Genomic DNA, 13,579 nt, shown 5'->3' with positions numbered 1-13,579 from the left:
TTATTCGCGATAGGCGTCCAGCGGCACACAGGCGCAGAACAGGTTGCGGTCGCCATAGACATTGTCCACCCGATTGACCGTCGGCCAGTATTTGTACAGGCGAGTGTGCTCACTTGGGGTCACGGCCTGGGCAATGCTGTAGGGTCGCTCCCAAATGCCGACCATGTCCGCCAGCGTGTGGGGCGCGCGCACCAGGGGGTTGTCATCTTCGGGCCAGTCACCGTTTTGTACCTTGGCGATTTCCGCGCGGATGCTCAACATGGCCTCGATAAAACGATCCAGCTCATGCTTGGACTCACTCTCGGTCGGTTCGATCATCAGCGTGCCCGGCACCGGGAATGACATGGTTGGCGCGTGGAACCCATAGTCGATCAAGCGCTTGGCGACATCTTCCTCGCTGACGCCGGTCTGTGCCTTGAGCGGGCGTAAATCAATGATGCATTCATGGGCAACGCGACCGTTGCGACCGCTGAACAGTATCGGGAATGCATCCTTGAGGTTGTTTGCCAGGTAATTGGCACTGAGGATTGCCACCTCGGTGGCATCAGCCAATTGCGGGCCCATCATTGCGATGTACATCCAACTGATAGGCAAGATACTCGCACTGCCCCATGGCGCCGCGCTGACTGCGGTGTTTTCCGGGTTAGGGCCTTTCAGCTCGATCACCGGGTGGTTGGCCACAAAGGGCGCCAAATGCGCACGCACGCCGATTGGTCCCATGCCGGGGCCACCGCCGCCGTGGGGAATGCAGAAGGTTTTGTGCAGGTTCATGTGCGACACGTCTGCGCCGATATCCGCCGGGCGCGCCAGGCCGACCTGGGCATTGAGATTGGCGCCGTCCATATAGACCTGGCCGCCGTGGGCATGGATTACCTCGCAGATCTCGACAATACCCTCTTCATACACACCGTGGGTCGACGGGTACGTCGCCATCAGGCATGCGAGGCGATCACCCGCCTCGGCCGCTTTGAGCTTGAGATCGGCAAGGTCGACATTGCCCTCGGCATCGCACTCGACAATCACCACGCGCATACTGGCCATCTGCGCCGAAGCTGGATTGGTGCCGTGCGCCGAGGCCGGAATCAGACAGATATTGCGCTGTGTGTCACCGCGACTCTGGTGATATTTGCTGATGGCCAGCAGGCCTGCGTATTCGCCCTGTGCCCCGGAGTTGGGCTGCATGCAGATCGCATCAAATCCGGTTATGGCGCGCAGCCATTCATCCAGCTCGTTGATCATCAAGGCATAGCCATGGGCCTGCTCCAGCGGAGCAAAGGGGTGCAGATTGGCAAACTCGGGCCAGGTAATAGGGATCATCTCGCTGGTGGCGTTGAGCTTCATGGTGCACGAGCCCAGCGGGATCATCGCCTGGTTGAGCGCCAGGTCTTTATTCTCGAGCTGCTTGATGTAGCGCAGCATCTCGGTTTCGCTGTGATGGGTATTGAATACCGGGTGCGCTAGGTAGCCTGAGCGGCGCTGCAGGTCCGCTGGAATACCGTCCTCGATCTCGCTGGCGTCGAGCTCAGCGACACTCAAACCATGATCAGCCCCCAGAAATACCGCAAACAAACGCTCGACCGTGTGCTCATCGCAACTTTCATCAAGACTGACGCCCAGCTTGCCGCGCCCCAGAATTCGCAGATTGATTTGCGCTGCCTGCGCCGACTCGATAATCGCCGTCTGGCTACCGCCCACCTCCAGGGTCAGGGTGTCGAAAAAATGCTGGTTGTCGCGCTCTATAACTTTGGCTTTGAGGCCGGCCGCAAGAATTGCCGTGACCCGGTGAATCCGCTGGGCAATGGCTTTGAGCCGTTGCGGACCGTGGTACACCGCATAGAAGCTGGCTATGTTGTCCAGCAATACCTGCGCGGTGCAGATGTTTGAATTGGCTTTCTCACGACGAATATGTTGCTCGCGTGTTTGCAGTGCCATACGCAGCGCCATATTGCCGCGCGAGTCTTTAGACACGCCGATAATGCGCCCCGGCAGCGCCCGCTTGAAGGCATCGCGCGTGGCAAAGAAGGCTGCGTGGGGCCCGCCGTACCCCATGGGCACGCCAAAGCGCTGGGCCGAGCCCAGCACCACATCGGCGCCCAGTTCTCCGGGCGGGGTCAACAGCAGCAAGCTCATCAGGTCTGCCGCGACACACGCCAGCGCTTGCTGGGCATGTAACTGACCGATCAAGGGTTCCAGGTCACGGATCTCGCCATGACTGTCCGGATATTGCAGCAGCGCGCCAAAGACCTGATGTTCTGCGAGGCTCGCAACATCGGCAATCACCAGTTCGAAGCCAAAGCCCTCGGCCCGGGTCTGCACCACTGAAATGGTCTGTGGGTGGCAATTGTGATCGACAAAGAACAGGTTGCTCTTCGACTTGGCGACCCGCTTGGCCAAGGCCATGGCTTCAGCCGCTGCCGTGGCTTCATCCAGGAGTGAGGCACTGGCCAGCTCCATCCCGGTCAGGTCGATGGTCAATTGCTGGAAATTGAGCAGCGCTTCAAGCCGACCTTGAGCGATTTCCGGTTGATAGGGCGTGTAGGCGGTGTACCAACCAGGATTTTCCAGCACATTGCGCACTATTACGGTCGGCGTGATGGTGTTGTGATAGCCCATGCCGATGAGGCTGGTCCACACCTGGTTCTGCTCGGCATAACCATGCAGCTTGGCCAGCGCTGCTTGCTCATCCAGCGCATCAGGCAGTGCCAATGGTCGAGTCAAGCGGATAGACGGCGGCACTGTCTGTTCGATCAATGCTGCCCGGCTAGGCAGGTCCAATGTACCGAGCATGGCGTGCTGCTCGGCGGCATCAGGGCCGAGGTGGCGTCGTAGAAATGCATCCGGCTGCTTGAGTTGCGACAATGACGGCATTGCAGACATGGTTGAGAGCCTCTAGAAATGACAAGGCCTCGCCATTGCGCCCGCTTGTAACACCCAACCGGGCATTCATGCGCTGCAATACGAGGCCTTATTAGCTTAGAAAACTCTCAACTATCTGCACGAAGGTTTTCAAACCCGCGTTGATCAGGTCATGTCAAAGCTACCCGGCAGCAAGTCCCGGCTCGCAGCGAGCCGGGACTTTGCAGCGTTTTAAGCGTCCGCAGAGGCTTTGTACGCATCCGCATCGAGCAGTTTGTCGAGTTCGTCTGCGGCACTCGGCTTGAGCTTGAAAAACCAGCTGCCGTAAGGATCGGTGTTGACGTTCTCCGGGCTGTCAGCCAGCGAGTCATTGACCGCGATCACTTCACCGCCGATAGGGGCGTAGATATCCGATGCTGCTTTTACCGACTCAACCACACCCGCTGCCTGGCCCGCGGCGAAGGTCTTGCCGACTTCAGGCAGCTCAATGAAAACCACATCGCCCAGCGCTTCTTGAGCGTGGTCGGAAATGCCCACTGTTACGTTTCCATCAGCGTCCAGGCGAGCCCATTCGTGGCTGGAGGCGTAACGCAGATCGGCGGGGATATTGCTCATGTCGGATTCCTCATATGGCATGACGGCGACCGCGCCGTCATGAAAATTTAGCAGGGCTTGGCAACTTCGACAGTTTTCAACCAAACCGTTGGTCATACAAAACAGTTCTGTAATTGTTTTTCAGAACCGCCAATAGCCGGATTAAATCAGCGCCTTGCCATGACGAACGAAGGCTGGCTTAACCACTCGAACGGGATACCATTTACCGCGAATTTCGACTTCAGCCCGCTCGCAGGTTGCAACAGGCAAGCGTGCCAGGGCAATCGACTTGTTGAGCGTCGGTGAAAAACTTCCGCTGGTGATTTCACCCTCGCCCACACCGTCAACACGCACCACTTGGTGGGCACGCAACACGCCGCGCTCCTCCAACACCAGGCCAACCAGCTTTGTCGAAATACCGCGCTGCAACTGCTGCTGCAAGGCTTTGCGCCCGACAAAATCCCGATTGACTGGCTCCCAGGCAACACTCCAGGCCAGGTTCGAGGCCAGGGGCGTTACGCTTTCGTCCATGTCCTGGCCGTACAGGTTCATCCCCGCTTCCAAGCGCAAGGTGTCACGTGCGCCCAGGCCAATGGGTGAAATCCCGGCACCGACCAGGTCATTGAAAAAGGCCACGGCCTGATCGCTCGGCAGCATGATTTCCAAGCCATCTTCGCCGGTGTAACCCGAACGCGCGATAAACCAGTCACCTTCGGGCAATCCCTGGAAAGGTAGCAGTTGATTGATCAGCGCGGCACAGGCCTGGCTGACCTGCTCACAGGTTTTTTCCCGCGCATGGGGGCCCTGGATAGCAAACATCGCCAGGTCGCTACGCTCATGCAACTGCACAGCAAAACCCTCGGCCTGCTGGTTCATCCAGGCCAGGTCCTTGTCCCGCGTCGCGGCATTGACCACCACCCGGTAGCCAAACTCGGTCAGATAGACCATCAGGTCATCAACCACGCCGCCTTCGGTGTTGAGCATGCTGCTGTACAGCGCCTTGCCCAGTTCTTGCAGGCGTTCAACATCGTTGGCCAGCAGATGCTGCAGATACTGTTTTGCCTGATCACCGTGGATATCGACCACGGTCATGTGGGAGACATCAAACACGCCACAGTCGCGGCGGACTTCGTGATGCTCTTCGACTTGCGAACCATAATGCAGCGGCATGTCCCAACCGCCGAAATCGACCATCTTGGCACCCAAGGCAAGGTGCAGGTCATAAAGAGGTGTGCGCTGCCCCATGGGGTTCTCCTTCCGGGCTTTGGCAAAACTGCAACACTGTTTGCGCCTGTACAACGGCCTGGTCGAGCAGGCCTTGCGCCAGCCAGCAAACACCCATTCTAATGAGGTTGGCTACAGCGAATGGCGTGCATTGTATCTACAAGGTGCGGGCGGGTCATCTTGGATGTACACCAAGGCGCGCAAACGGCTGCAAGCGCCTTGGTCTCAGCCGCGAGTCTGTGCCGAACGACGAATCAAGCCGATCACCGGCAGCAATCCTACCGCCACCAACGTCAGCGCCGGTAATGCCGCGCGGGCCCATTCACCCTCACTGGTCATTTCAAAAATCCGTACCGCCAGGGTGTCCCAGCCGAACGGACGCATTAACAGGGTAGCGGGCATTTCCTTGAGTACATCAACAAATACCAACAATGCTGCAGATAACGCCCCGGGCAATAATAAAGGTAGGTAAACACGGAAAAACAACCTGACACCACCCACGCCCAGGCTGCGCGACGCTTCAGGCAATGAAGGCCGGATCCGCGCCAGGCTGTTTTCCAACGGGCCGTAGGCAACGGCCATAAAGCGGATCAGGTAAGCCAACAGCAGCGCTGCCAGGCTGCCAAGCAGCAGCGGTTTGCCTGCGCCTCCAAGCAACGTTGAAAGCGGGATCACCAACTGGTTATCGAGGTAACTGAACGCCAGCATGATCGCTACTGCCAACATCGAGCCGGGCAAGGCATAGCCCGTGTTGGCCAGGCTGACGGTGGAGCGCATCAGCCGGGTCGGTGTCATACGCCGGGCAAAGGCCAGCAGCAAGGCGACGCTGACCGTCAGCACCGCAGCCAAACAACCCAGGTACAAGGTATGCAGGATCAACGCAGTGTAGCGTTCATCCAGGTCGAAACGGCCGCGCTGCCAGAACCAGACCAGCAGGTGGCGCATTGGAATCACAAAGGCGCAAGCGAAGACCAATAGGCACCAACCACTGGCGGCCAGCGCCTTGAAACCCCTGAGCTGTTAAAGCGCTTTGCCGCATGGACGCTCGTTGGCTGGGCGAACGGCACCGCGCGCACGCCGTTCGCCATAAAGCACCAGCATCACCACCAGCAACAGCAGGCTGGCCAACTGGGTGGCGCTGCTCAGGCTATAGAAACCGTACCAGGTCTTGTAGATGGCAGTGGTGAAGGTGTCGAAATTAAACACCGAGACGGCGCCAAAATCGGCCAGCGTCTCCATGATGGCCAGGGCCAGACCAGCACCGATTGCCGGGCGCGCCATCGGCAACGCCACGCACCAGAATGCCTGCCACGGGTTATGCCCCAGCACCCGCGCCGCTTCCATCAGGCCTTTACCCTGGGCAAGAAAGGCATTGCGCGCGAGCAGGTAGACGTAGGGATAGAACACCAGCACCAGAACGCTGATCACACCAGCGGTCGAGCGTACGCTCGGGAAACGCACGCCCGCACCAAACCACTCACGCAACAGCGTCTGAACCGGCCCGGAAAAATCCAGCAACCCGACAAATACAAAGGCCAGCACATAAGCTGGAATCGCAAACGGTAGCATCAGCGCCCAATCCAGCCAGCGCCTGCCGGGAAACTCACAGAGGCTGGTCAGCCACGCCAGGCTCACGCCGAGCAGGGTCACGCCCACACTCACGCCTGCAACCAGAATCACTGTATTGCCAATCAGCCGGGGCATTTGCGTTTGCCACAGGTGCGACCAGATTTCGCGGTCAACCTCATGCCAACTGAACAGCATCACCGTCAAGGGCAACAGCACCAACAAGGCGACCACAAAGGCGATGGGGTACCAGCGACGCTGGGCAAGATGGGCCACGCACTATCCTCAAAGCAAAAACAGCAACGCCCCGGACGATGCCGGGGCGTGTTCTATCGGCGAGCTAGCGCAGTGTTTAGTTCCAGCCCGCGCGATCCATCAACATGATGGCCTGAGCCTGGCGCTTACCGGCGACCTCAACCGGGATAGCATCGGCCTTGAAGGTGCCCCATGCCTGGACCTCTTCAGATGCCGGGACTTTCGGATTAGCGGGGAACTCCTGGTTCAGGCCCGCGAACAACGCCTGGGCTTCTTCAGTGGTCATCCACTCCAGCAGCTTCTTGGCAGCCTCTGCATGGGGTGCATTCTTGGTGATACCGGCGCCCGCCAGGTTGACGTGCACGCCACGGTCTTGCTGGTTAGGCCAGAACGGCTTGACCTTTAGATCCGGGTTGGCCTTGTGCAGGCGACCGTAATAGTAGGTGTTGGTGATGCCGACATCGCACTGGCCGGCATCGATTGCTTGCAACAGCGCAGTGTCGTCAGCAAATACATCGGTGGCCAGGTTATTCACCCAACCCTTGATGATTTCTTCGGTCTTCGCCTCGCCATGGGTTTCGATCAGCGTGGCCGTCAGCGACTGGTTGTACACCTTCTTGCTGGTACGCAGGCACAGGCGCCCTTCCCAGTTTTTGTCGGCCAGCGCTTCGTAGGTCGACAACTCACTCGGTTTTACCCGCTCGGTTGAATAGAAGATGGTCCGCGCACGCAGCGACAAACCGGTCCAACTGTCGGGGCTTGAACGGGATTGAGACGGAATGTTGGCATCGATGGTTGCCGACTTGAAGGGTTGCAGCACACCCGCCTGTTCGGCCTGCCACAGGTTGCCAGCATCCACGGTGATCAGCATATCCGCCGGGGTGTTGGCGCCCTCGGCCTTGAGCCGCGCAATCAGGGGTGCTTCCTTGTCAGTGATGAACTTGATTGGCACGCCGGTTTTGGCGGTGTATGCATCAAACACAGGCTTGATCAGCTCGTCGATCCGCGAAGAGTAAACCACCACTTCATCAGCGGCTTGGGCGCCACCGGCAAGGGCTGTCAGGGTAAACGCGGCGAGTAATCGCTTGCTTGGCTGCATGGGCGTTGCCTCTTGGTATAGTCGATAAGTTAAGGCGCAAATGATATTGAATAGCATTTGGCATCTCAACAAACGACTGTCCGCAGATGTTACGGCGGATTACACAACCCCAGGCGCCGAGCTTCAGGCCACGGGCACCAAGCCTTGGCAAGCGGTGGCAGCTCGCCACTCAAGCCCAACGCCTGGCGCACGAACAGCGCTTTGGCTTCGGGCATGTCATCCACCCAGTTGAGCCCGGCGTTACGCAGCCAGCGTACCGGCAGGGGATCGGCCTGGAACAAGCGCTCGAAGCCCTCCATCGCTGCCATCATCGCCAGGTTGTGCGGCATGCGCCGACGCTCATAGCGGCTCAGCACACGTTCATCGGCCGGCGACTCGCCCCGCTCAAGGGCATGCAGCGAGACCTCCGCCAACACAGCAGCATCAAGGAAGCCAAGGTTGACGCCCTGTCCGGCCAGTGGATGAATGCTGTGCGCCGCATCACCGATCAACGCCAGCCCCTGTTCAATGTAGCGCTTGGCATGGCGCTGGCGCAGTGGAATGGCGACCCGGCGATCACTGTGCAGCACCTTGCCCAGGCGCTGCTCGAAGGCCTTGCCAAGCTCCACGCAGAATTGCGAGTCATCAAGGGCCATCAAGCGTTCAACTTCGCTCGGCACTGTCGACCAGACAATCGACGACCAATGCTCGTCAGGCTTATCACTGGCCAGGGGCAGGAGTGCCAGCGGGCCGTCATCGGTAAAACGCTGCCAGGCGGTGGCCTTGTTGGGTTTCTCAGTACGCACACTGGTGACGATGGCGTGGTGTAGATAATCCCACTCACGGGTTGCGGTCCCCACCAAACGACGTACCGCCGAGTTGGCACCATCGGCCGCGATCAGCAGCGGCGCACGCAGTTCGCGACCATCTTCAAGGGTCAGCAACCACTCACGACCAGAGCGACGCAGTTGTTCCAGCCGGGCGTTGGCCAACAGGCCGATAGTGCTTTCATGCAGCTGTTCAAGCAGCGCGTCTTGCACAACGCGATTCTCGACAATATGTCCCAGTGTTTCGGCGTGCACGCTGGCAGCGCTGAAATGAATATTGCCTGTACCGGCACCGTCCCAGACATGCATGTCGCGGTATGGGCTGCTGCGGCGGGCAGCAATTCCCGACCACGCATTGAGTCGTTCAAGCACCCGCTGGCTGGCCATGGACAAGGCACTGACCCGCGCCTCGAATGGCGCGCCAGCATCGAATGGTTCCAAGCGCATCGGGCCGCCGTCGATAACCAGAATCTCCAGCCCGCTCGATTGCATGGCCAGCGCCAGCGTACTGCCAACCATTCCCGCGCCGACAATGATCATATCCGCGTGCATATTCATTCCTTAAGCGGCCTGCCTGGCGCGCGGCTTTAACCGCACGTACAGGGTTTTGTGCACCTTGGCGACCAGGGTACCCGCGCCATCGCGCACTTCAACCTGCAACTCGGGCAAGTATTTCTCACCCTTGGCAGTGCGTGCACGAATGGTATCGAGCAGGGCGTCATCAATGCTGAACTCGGCAAACACCGGGCCTTTGCCTGGCGCAATAAAATCTATGTTCGCAGCTTTGTCCCAGACGATGTAGTCACGGCTGAGGTTCTCCATCAAAATCAGCATGAAAAATGGATCCGTCATCGAATACAGGCTGCCGCCGAATTGGGTGCCGACGTAGTTACGGTTATACCAGCCCAGGCCCATTTTTACCTGGACACGCTGAAAGTCCGCGCTGATATGTCGCACACGAATACCCGCGCCTAAGTATGGCGGGTACAGATTCATTGCCCAACGCAGCAAACGCGCCTTGCGCGCCGTTTTTTTCGGGTTGTGGCTCATGGTTGCGATCGCGTGCCCAAGCCCATGGCCTGACGTGCAAACCAGCGTTTGGCAGGTGGCAACAGGTCAAGCCCAAGCAACCCGAGGTTACGCCCGGCAACGCGCAATGGCTCGCCAGAGCTGAACAGGCGCGTGACCTGGTCGGAAAAGCCCACGGTCAGCTGTTGATCAAGTTGCTGGCTGCGCAGATAACCCTGCAATGTGGCGAAGTCACCGAGTGGCGCAGCACTGTCCAGCAGGCAGTCTGCCAGGGCAATGGTGTCACGCAATGAAAGGTTGTAGCCCTGCCCGGCAATGGGGTGCAGGCTGTGCGCGGCGGTGCCCAACAACACAAAGTGCGGGCGGATTTGCTCCTGCGCCTCGCCCAGTGCCAGTGGATACAGGTGTCGCTCGCCGATTTGGCTGATGGCCCCGAGACGATAACCGAATGCCAGTTGCAACTGTTCGATAAACGCGGCATCAGGCACGCCCAGCAAACGCTCTGCATCTGCGGTCGAACGCCTCCAGACCAGGGCGCTGCGGTTGCCCCCCAGCGGTAACATGGCCATAGGCCCATCGTCGGTGAAACGTTCGAAAGCCTGGCCAGCATGGGCCTCACGGGTGCTGACGTTAGCGATCAAGGCGCTCTGGTCATAAGGTGTTTGCTTGACGTTGATGCCCAACTGCTCGCGCAAGCCAGAACGACCACCCTCGGCAAGAATGGCCAGGTCGCAGTCGAGCTCAGTACCATCATGCAGGGTAAGCCGATAACCATCGCCCAGCGCGTCAAGACGAGTGACTTGTGCAGGGCTGCGCCAGCTCACGACCGACTGGTCCAGCGCCTGCCACAGGCACTCGCCAATCCAGGCGTTCTCGACCACATACCCCAGGGCGGGCACGCCCTCATCGGCTGCACTCAGGCGGGCAGCGGCAAAGCGCCCGCGGTCAGAGACATGGATCTGCTTGATGGGCTCGGCATGCTTGGCGATCTGCGGCCAGATGCCCAGGCGCTGATAGATTTGCTGCGAGCCAAACGACAAGGCAGTCGAGCGCGCGTCATAGCTTGGCTGATAGCCCGAGCCCGGCGTGAAGGCTTCGATCAGGCAAATCCGCCAACCGCGCTTTTTCGCCTCGCCCTGCAGCGCCAGCGCCAGGCTGGCACCGACCAGGCCGCCGCCAATGATTGCCAGCTCGACGCGTTGCGCTGACTCAGGCAACTTGGGCCGCTCCAGCCATCAGTGCCTCGATCTCGGCAACCGTCTTGGGAACGCCGGTGGTAAGGATTTCGCAACCCTTTTTGGTGACGACCACGTCATCCTCGATACGCACACCAATGCCACGCCATTTTTTCGCGACATTCTGATTGTCCGGGGCAATATAGATACCGGGCTCGACCGTCATCGCCATGCCGACCTCAAGCACGCGCCATTCGCCACCGACCTTGTAGTCGCCAACATCGTGTACATCCATGCCCAGCCAATGACCGGCGCGATGCATGTAGAACGCCTTGTAGGCTTCGCTGGCGATCAGTTGCTCGACATCGCCCTCCAGCAGACCCAGCTCCACCAAACCTGCGGTAATCACCTGCACCGTGGCTTCGTGCGCCTGATTCCAGTGTTTACCAGGGGCGATCTCGAGGAATGCAGCTTCTTGCGAGGCCAGCACCAACTCATAGATGGCTTTTTGCTCAGGCGAGAACTTGCCGTTGGCCGGGAATGTGCGGGTGATGTCGCTGGCATAGCAGTCGATCTCGCAGCCAGCATCGATCAGCACCAGATCGCCGTCCTTCAGCACCGCGTCATTTTCATGATAATGCAGGATGCAGGCGTTCTTGCCTGCTGCGACTATCGAACCATATGCAGGCATTTTCGCCCCGCCCTTGCGGAACTCGTAATCCAGCTCGGCCTCGAGGTGAAACTCAAACAAACCGGGGCGGCTCACGCGCATGGCTTGCACATGGGCACGCGACGAAATCTCGGCGGCTTCACGCATCACCTTGACCTCGTTGGCGCTCTTGTACAGGCGCATGTCGTGCAGCAGGTGGTTGAGCGCGACAAACTCATTCGGCGGCTGCGCCCCCTGGCGCGCCTTGGAACGGATCATATTGATCCAGTCCATCAGGTGACGGTCGAATTCCTGGTTGGTGCCCATCGAATAATAAACCCGCTCACGGCCTTCAATCAGGCCGGGCAGGATGTCGTCGATATCGCCGATAGGGAATGCGTCATCTGCGCCAAAACGGCTCATGGCGCCCTCCTGGCCTGCGCGCAAACCGTCCCACAACTCGCGCTCGGGATCACGCTCACGGCAAAACAATACGTACTCGCCATGCTCACGCCCCGGGATCAGCGCAATCACCGCCTCGGGCTCAGGAAAGCCGGAGAGGTATTGGAAGTCGCTGTCCCGACGGAAAATGTGCTCGACATCGCGATTACGGATGTACACCGGAGCAGCAGGCAGAATTGCGATGCTATTGGGTTCCATCTGCGCCATCAGCGCCTTGCGCCGACGGGCATATTCCGACTTTGGGATGCTGATCATGGCTAAGGGGGTCCCTTGAAATCAATGCAGCGACGGCTTCTCGACCGGCGCTTCAGGTTTGGCAAACTCGCTGAACAACAGCAATGGCGCCACGCGCAGGTATTCCATGACTTCCATATAGTCACTTTCACCCTCCTCGGATTCCTCCAAGGCGTTTTGCACCTGGGCGATTGCCGACAGGTCTTGCAAGACTTCCATTGCTTCAGTGCTGAGCGCGGTGTCGCCGGCAACCAGGCCGAAACCACCAAGGAAGCCCTGGCACCACTGGCCAAGAGCAGCGGCACGCTCGCTCAGGGGCGCATCATCGGATGGCAACAACAAGACCACGGTAACCTCGCTACCGGTCAGCTCGGCCTTGACCATTTCCTGCAAGCCAATCAGCGCCTGGCGCACGTTATCAACAGGCGCAGCACCGAGCAGCTCGGCGGCATCGACCATCCAGGTGTCGACCTCGAAACCGGCGCCGGCACAACTGCGGCCCAGCAGCAAGCCGTGGAGTTCAGCAGGAGAAATAGAAAAACCGTTGCTGGTCAGCAAGGCGGCGAATGCAGAATAGGGAGAACTAGAAGTTGGCATAGATTACTAGGCGCCAGACAGCGCAATCACTAGAATAGAGGCTTGGTATCCTAGCATTGGCAGGCACGCCAAGACCATCGACGCTACGCCAGTAGGCAACCAAATTGCTGATCGGCAGTCTCAAGCTGGCAGCCTGAAGGATATTGCAACTGCCGACCAAGGTCTGCAGGATGACCACCGCGTCGTATATTGGCACATGCAGTTTGACCCCGAAGCGCATCACGCCTATATCCTAAGTGACGAAATGCTCTAGTCATATATCAATCCCTGCCCTAGCGAGACCCCATGGAAGACGCCGATTTGCAAGCCCTGACGAGTAAACTGGAGCTACTTGTCCAGCGTGTCGAGCAGCTCAAGGCCCAGAACAAAATATTGATTGCACACGAGCAAGCATGGCGCGGGGAGCGCGCTCATCTGATTGAAAAGAACGAATTGGCCCGGCACAAGGTCGAATCAATGATTTCGCGCCTTAAAGCCCTGGAGCAGGACTCATGACACAGTCGAATACCGTAAACGTTCAGATCCTCGATAAAGAATATTGCATCAACTGCCCGCAGAACGAACGCGCCAACTTAGAGGGCGCCGCGCGCTATCTGGACGCCAAAATGCGTGAGATCCGCAGCAGCGGCAAAGTCATCGGCGCCGACCGCGTGGCGGTGATGGCGGCACTGAATATCACCCACGAGTTGCTGCACAAGCAGAACGACCTGGATCAGCAGACTTCATCAACCCGCGAACAGGTACGAGACCTGCTGCAAAGGGTCGATAATGCACTGGCCGATGATGTCGGTGGTCGGCCGGGCTGATCAAAGCGCTGCTTTCAGGTATACTGGCCCCCGCTCCCTGAAGTGTGCGCCAGTTGGTCATGTCCCTGAGCCGATACGCACAACCCCGGGGGTTGCAAGCTGGGGCCGGTGTGCATGTCCGCTCGACGGAAAGCCTTAACGCCTCCTTCAACCTCCACCTTGAACTTTCGGGTTCAAGGGCTACACCGACAGCGGCATGTCGGGGAGTCACTCAATTCATGCGTGTT

Annotated in this window: 11 protein-coding genes, 1 other RNA gene and 1 pseudogene; 3 read left to right on the top strand and 10 right to left on the bottom strand. The window is 59.0% G+C overall.

What is annotated here, in order from left to right; all coding sequences use genetic code 11:
• The 10 genes and pseudogenes from gcvP to PSES9_RS0118130 form a co-directional block, all read right to left on the bottom strand.
• Entirely contained in the window at positions 1 to 2,877 is a 2,877-nt protein-coding gene (gcvP, locus tag PSES9_RS0118175; RefSeq protein WP_010489377.1) for an aminomethyl-transferring glycine dehydrogenase, read from the bottom strand.
• A 210-nt stretch (positions 2,878 to 3,087) separates the two neighbouring features.
• The gene (gcvH, locus tag PSES9_RS0118170; protein WP_010489375.1) at positions 3,088 to 3,471 is read right to left on the bottom strand and encodes a glycine cleavage system protein GcvH; all 384 of its coding nucleotides are present in this window, start codon (positions 3,469 to 3,471) and stop codon (positions 3,088 to 3,090) included.
• 141 nt (positions 3,472 to 3,612) lie between these two features.
• Positions 3,613 to 4,695, bottom strand: coding sequence for a glycine cleavage system aminomethyltransferase GcvT (gene gcvT, locus PSES9_RS0118165; RefSeq protein ID WP_010489373.1), 1,083 nt, complete (start codon positions 4,693 to 4,695; stop codon positions 3,613 to 3,615).
• A 204-nt stretch (positions 4,696 to 4,899) separates the two neighbouring features.
• Positions 4,900 to 6,516: pseudogene (locus PSES9_RS23885) on the bottom strand (ABC transporter permease).
• 76 nt (positions 6,517 to 6,592) lie between these two features.
• Complete coding sequence (locus PSES9_RS0118155) at positions 6,593 to 7,594, bottom strand: extracellular solute-binding protein (RefSeq protein ID WP_010489371.1); 1,002 nt, start codon at positions 7,592 to 7,594, stop codon at positions 6,593 to 6,595.
• Positions 7,595 to 7,683: 89 nt separating this feature from the next.
• Positions 7,684 to 8,952: a 2-octaprenyl-3-methyl-6-methoxy-1,4-benzoquinol hydroxylase gene (locus PSES9_RS23880; protein WP_010489369.1), complete on the bottom strand. Its 1,269-nt coding sequence runs from the start codon at positions 8,950 to 8,952 to the stop codon at positions 7,684 to 7,686.
• A 9-nt stretch (positions 8,953 to 8,961) separates the two neighbouring features.
• A complete protein-coding gene (locus PSES9_RS0118145; protein WP_010489367.1) occupies positions 8,962 to 9,450 on the bottom strand; it encodes a DUF4442 domain-containing protein in 489 nt (162 codons plus the stop codon).
• The gene (gene ubiH, locus PSES9_RS0118140) at positions 9,447 to 10,646 is read right to left on the bottom strand and encodes a 2-octaprenyl-6-methoxyphenyl hydroxylase (RefSeq protein WP_010489364.1); all 1,200 of its coding nucleotides are present in this window, start codon (positions 10,644 to 10,646) and stop codon (positions 9,447 to 9,449) included. Before ubiH ends, PSES9_RS0118145 begins: the two co-directional genes overlap by 4 nt.
• Positions 10,639 to 11,970 carry a Xaa-Pro aminopeptidase gene (gene pepP, locus PSES9_RS0118135; RefSeq protein WP_010489363.1) on the bottom strand — a complete coding sequence of 444 codons (1,332 nt, stop codon included), beginning with the start codon at positions 11,968 to 11,970 and terminating at the stop codon, positions 10,639 to 10,641. The genes ubiH and pepP overlap by 8 nt, the downstream gene beginning before the upstream one ends.
• 21 nt (positions 11,971 to 11,991) lie before the next feature.
• Positions 11,992 to 12,546: a YecA/YgfB family protein gene (locus PSES9_RS0118130; RefSeq protein ID WP_010489362.1), complete on the bottom strand. Its 555-nt coding sequence runs from the start codon at positions 12,544 to 12,546 to the stop codon at positions 11,992 to 11,994.
• A gap of 285 nt (positions 12,547 to 12,831) precedes the next feature.
• On the opposite strand from PSES9_RS0118130, the gene PSES9_RS0118120 reads away from it, so the two are divergent.
• The 3 genes from PSES9_RS0118120 to ssrS all read left to right on the top strand — a co-directional run bounded on the left by PSES9_RS0118120 (position 12,832) and on the right by ssrS (position 13,562).
• Positions 12,832 to 13,041, top strand: a complete 210-nt coding sequence (locus PSES9_RS0118120; protein WP_010489360.1) for a TIGR02449 family protein — start codon at positions 12,832 to 12,834, stop codon at positions 13,039 to 13,041.
• On the top strand, positions 13,038 to 13,352 hold the full coding sequence (locus PSES9_RS0118115; protein ID WP_010489359.1) for a cell division protein ZapA: 315 nt from the start codon (positions 13,038 to 13,040) through the stop codon (positions 13,350 to 13,352). Before PSES9_RS0118120 ends, PSES9_RS0118115 begins: the two co-directional genes overlap by 4 nt.
• 31 nt (positions 13,353 to 13,383) lie before the next feature.
• A non-coding RNA gene (ssrS, locus tag PSES9_RS24710) (6S RNA) lies at positions 13,384 to 13,562 on the top strand.
• The last annotated feature ends 17 nt before the right edge of the window (positions 13,563 to 13,579 follow it).

This window comes from Pseudomonas sp. S9, from assembly GCF_000222125.1.
Classification (GTDB): domain Bacteria; phylum Pseudomonadota; class Gammaproteobacteria; order Pseudomonadales; family Pseudomonadaceae; genus Aquipseudomonas; species Aquipseudomonas segetis.
The sequence above is the reverse complement of the archived record's forward strand: the minus strand, read 5'-3'. Positions and strand labels throughout refer to the sequence as shown.

Excerpts from the sequence above, each read along its gene's own strand:
- gcvP (WP_010489377.1), bottom strand. The coding sequence starts at position 2,877 with ATGTCTGCAATGCCGTCATTGTCGCAACTCAAGCAGCCGGATGCATTT.
- gcvH (WP_010489375.1), bottom strand. The coding sequence starts at position 3,471 with ATGAGCAATATCCCCGCCGATCTGCGTTACGCCTCCAGCCACGAATGG.
- gcvT (WP_010489373.1), bottom strand. The coding sequence starts at position 4,695 with ATGGGGCAGCGCACACCTCTTTATGACCTGCACCTTGCCTTGGGTGCC.
- PSES9_RS0118155 (WP_010489371.1), bottom strand. The coding sequence starts at position 7,594 with ATGCAGCCAAGCAAGCGATTACTCGCCGCGTTTACCCTGACAGCCCTT.
- PSES9_RS23880 (WP_010489369.1), bottom strand. The coding sequence starts at position 8,952 with ATGCACGCGGATATGATCATTGTCGGCGCGGGAATGGTTGGCAGTACG.
- PSES9_RS0118145 (WP_010489367.1), bottom strand. The coding sequence starts at position 9,450 with ATGAGCCACAACCCGAAAAAAACGGCGCGCAAGGCGCGTTTGCTGCGT.
- pepP (WP_010489363.1), bottom strand. The coding sequence starts at position 11,970 with ATGATCAGCATCCCAAAGTCGGAATATGCCCGTCGGCGCAAGGCGCTG.
- PSES9_RS0118130 (WP_010489362.1), bottom strand. The coding sequence starts at position 12,546 with ATGCCAACTTCTAGTTCTCCCTATTCTGCATTCGCCGCCTTGCTGACC.
- PSES9_RS0118120 (WP_010489360.1), top strand. The coding sequence starts at position 12,832 with ATGGAAGACGCCGATTTGCAAGCCCTGACGAGTAAACTGGAGCTACTT.
- PSES9_RS0118115 (WP_010489359.1), top strand. The coding sequence starts at position 13,038 with ATGACACAGTCGAATACCGTAAACGTTCAGATCCTCGATAAAGAATAT.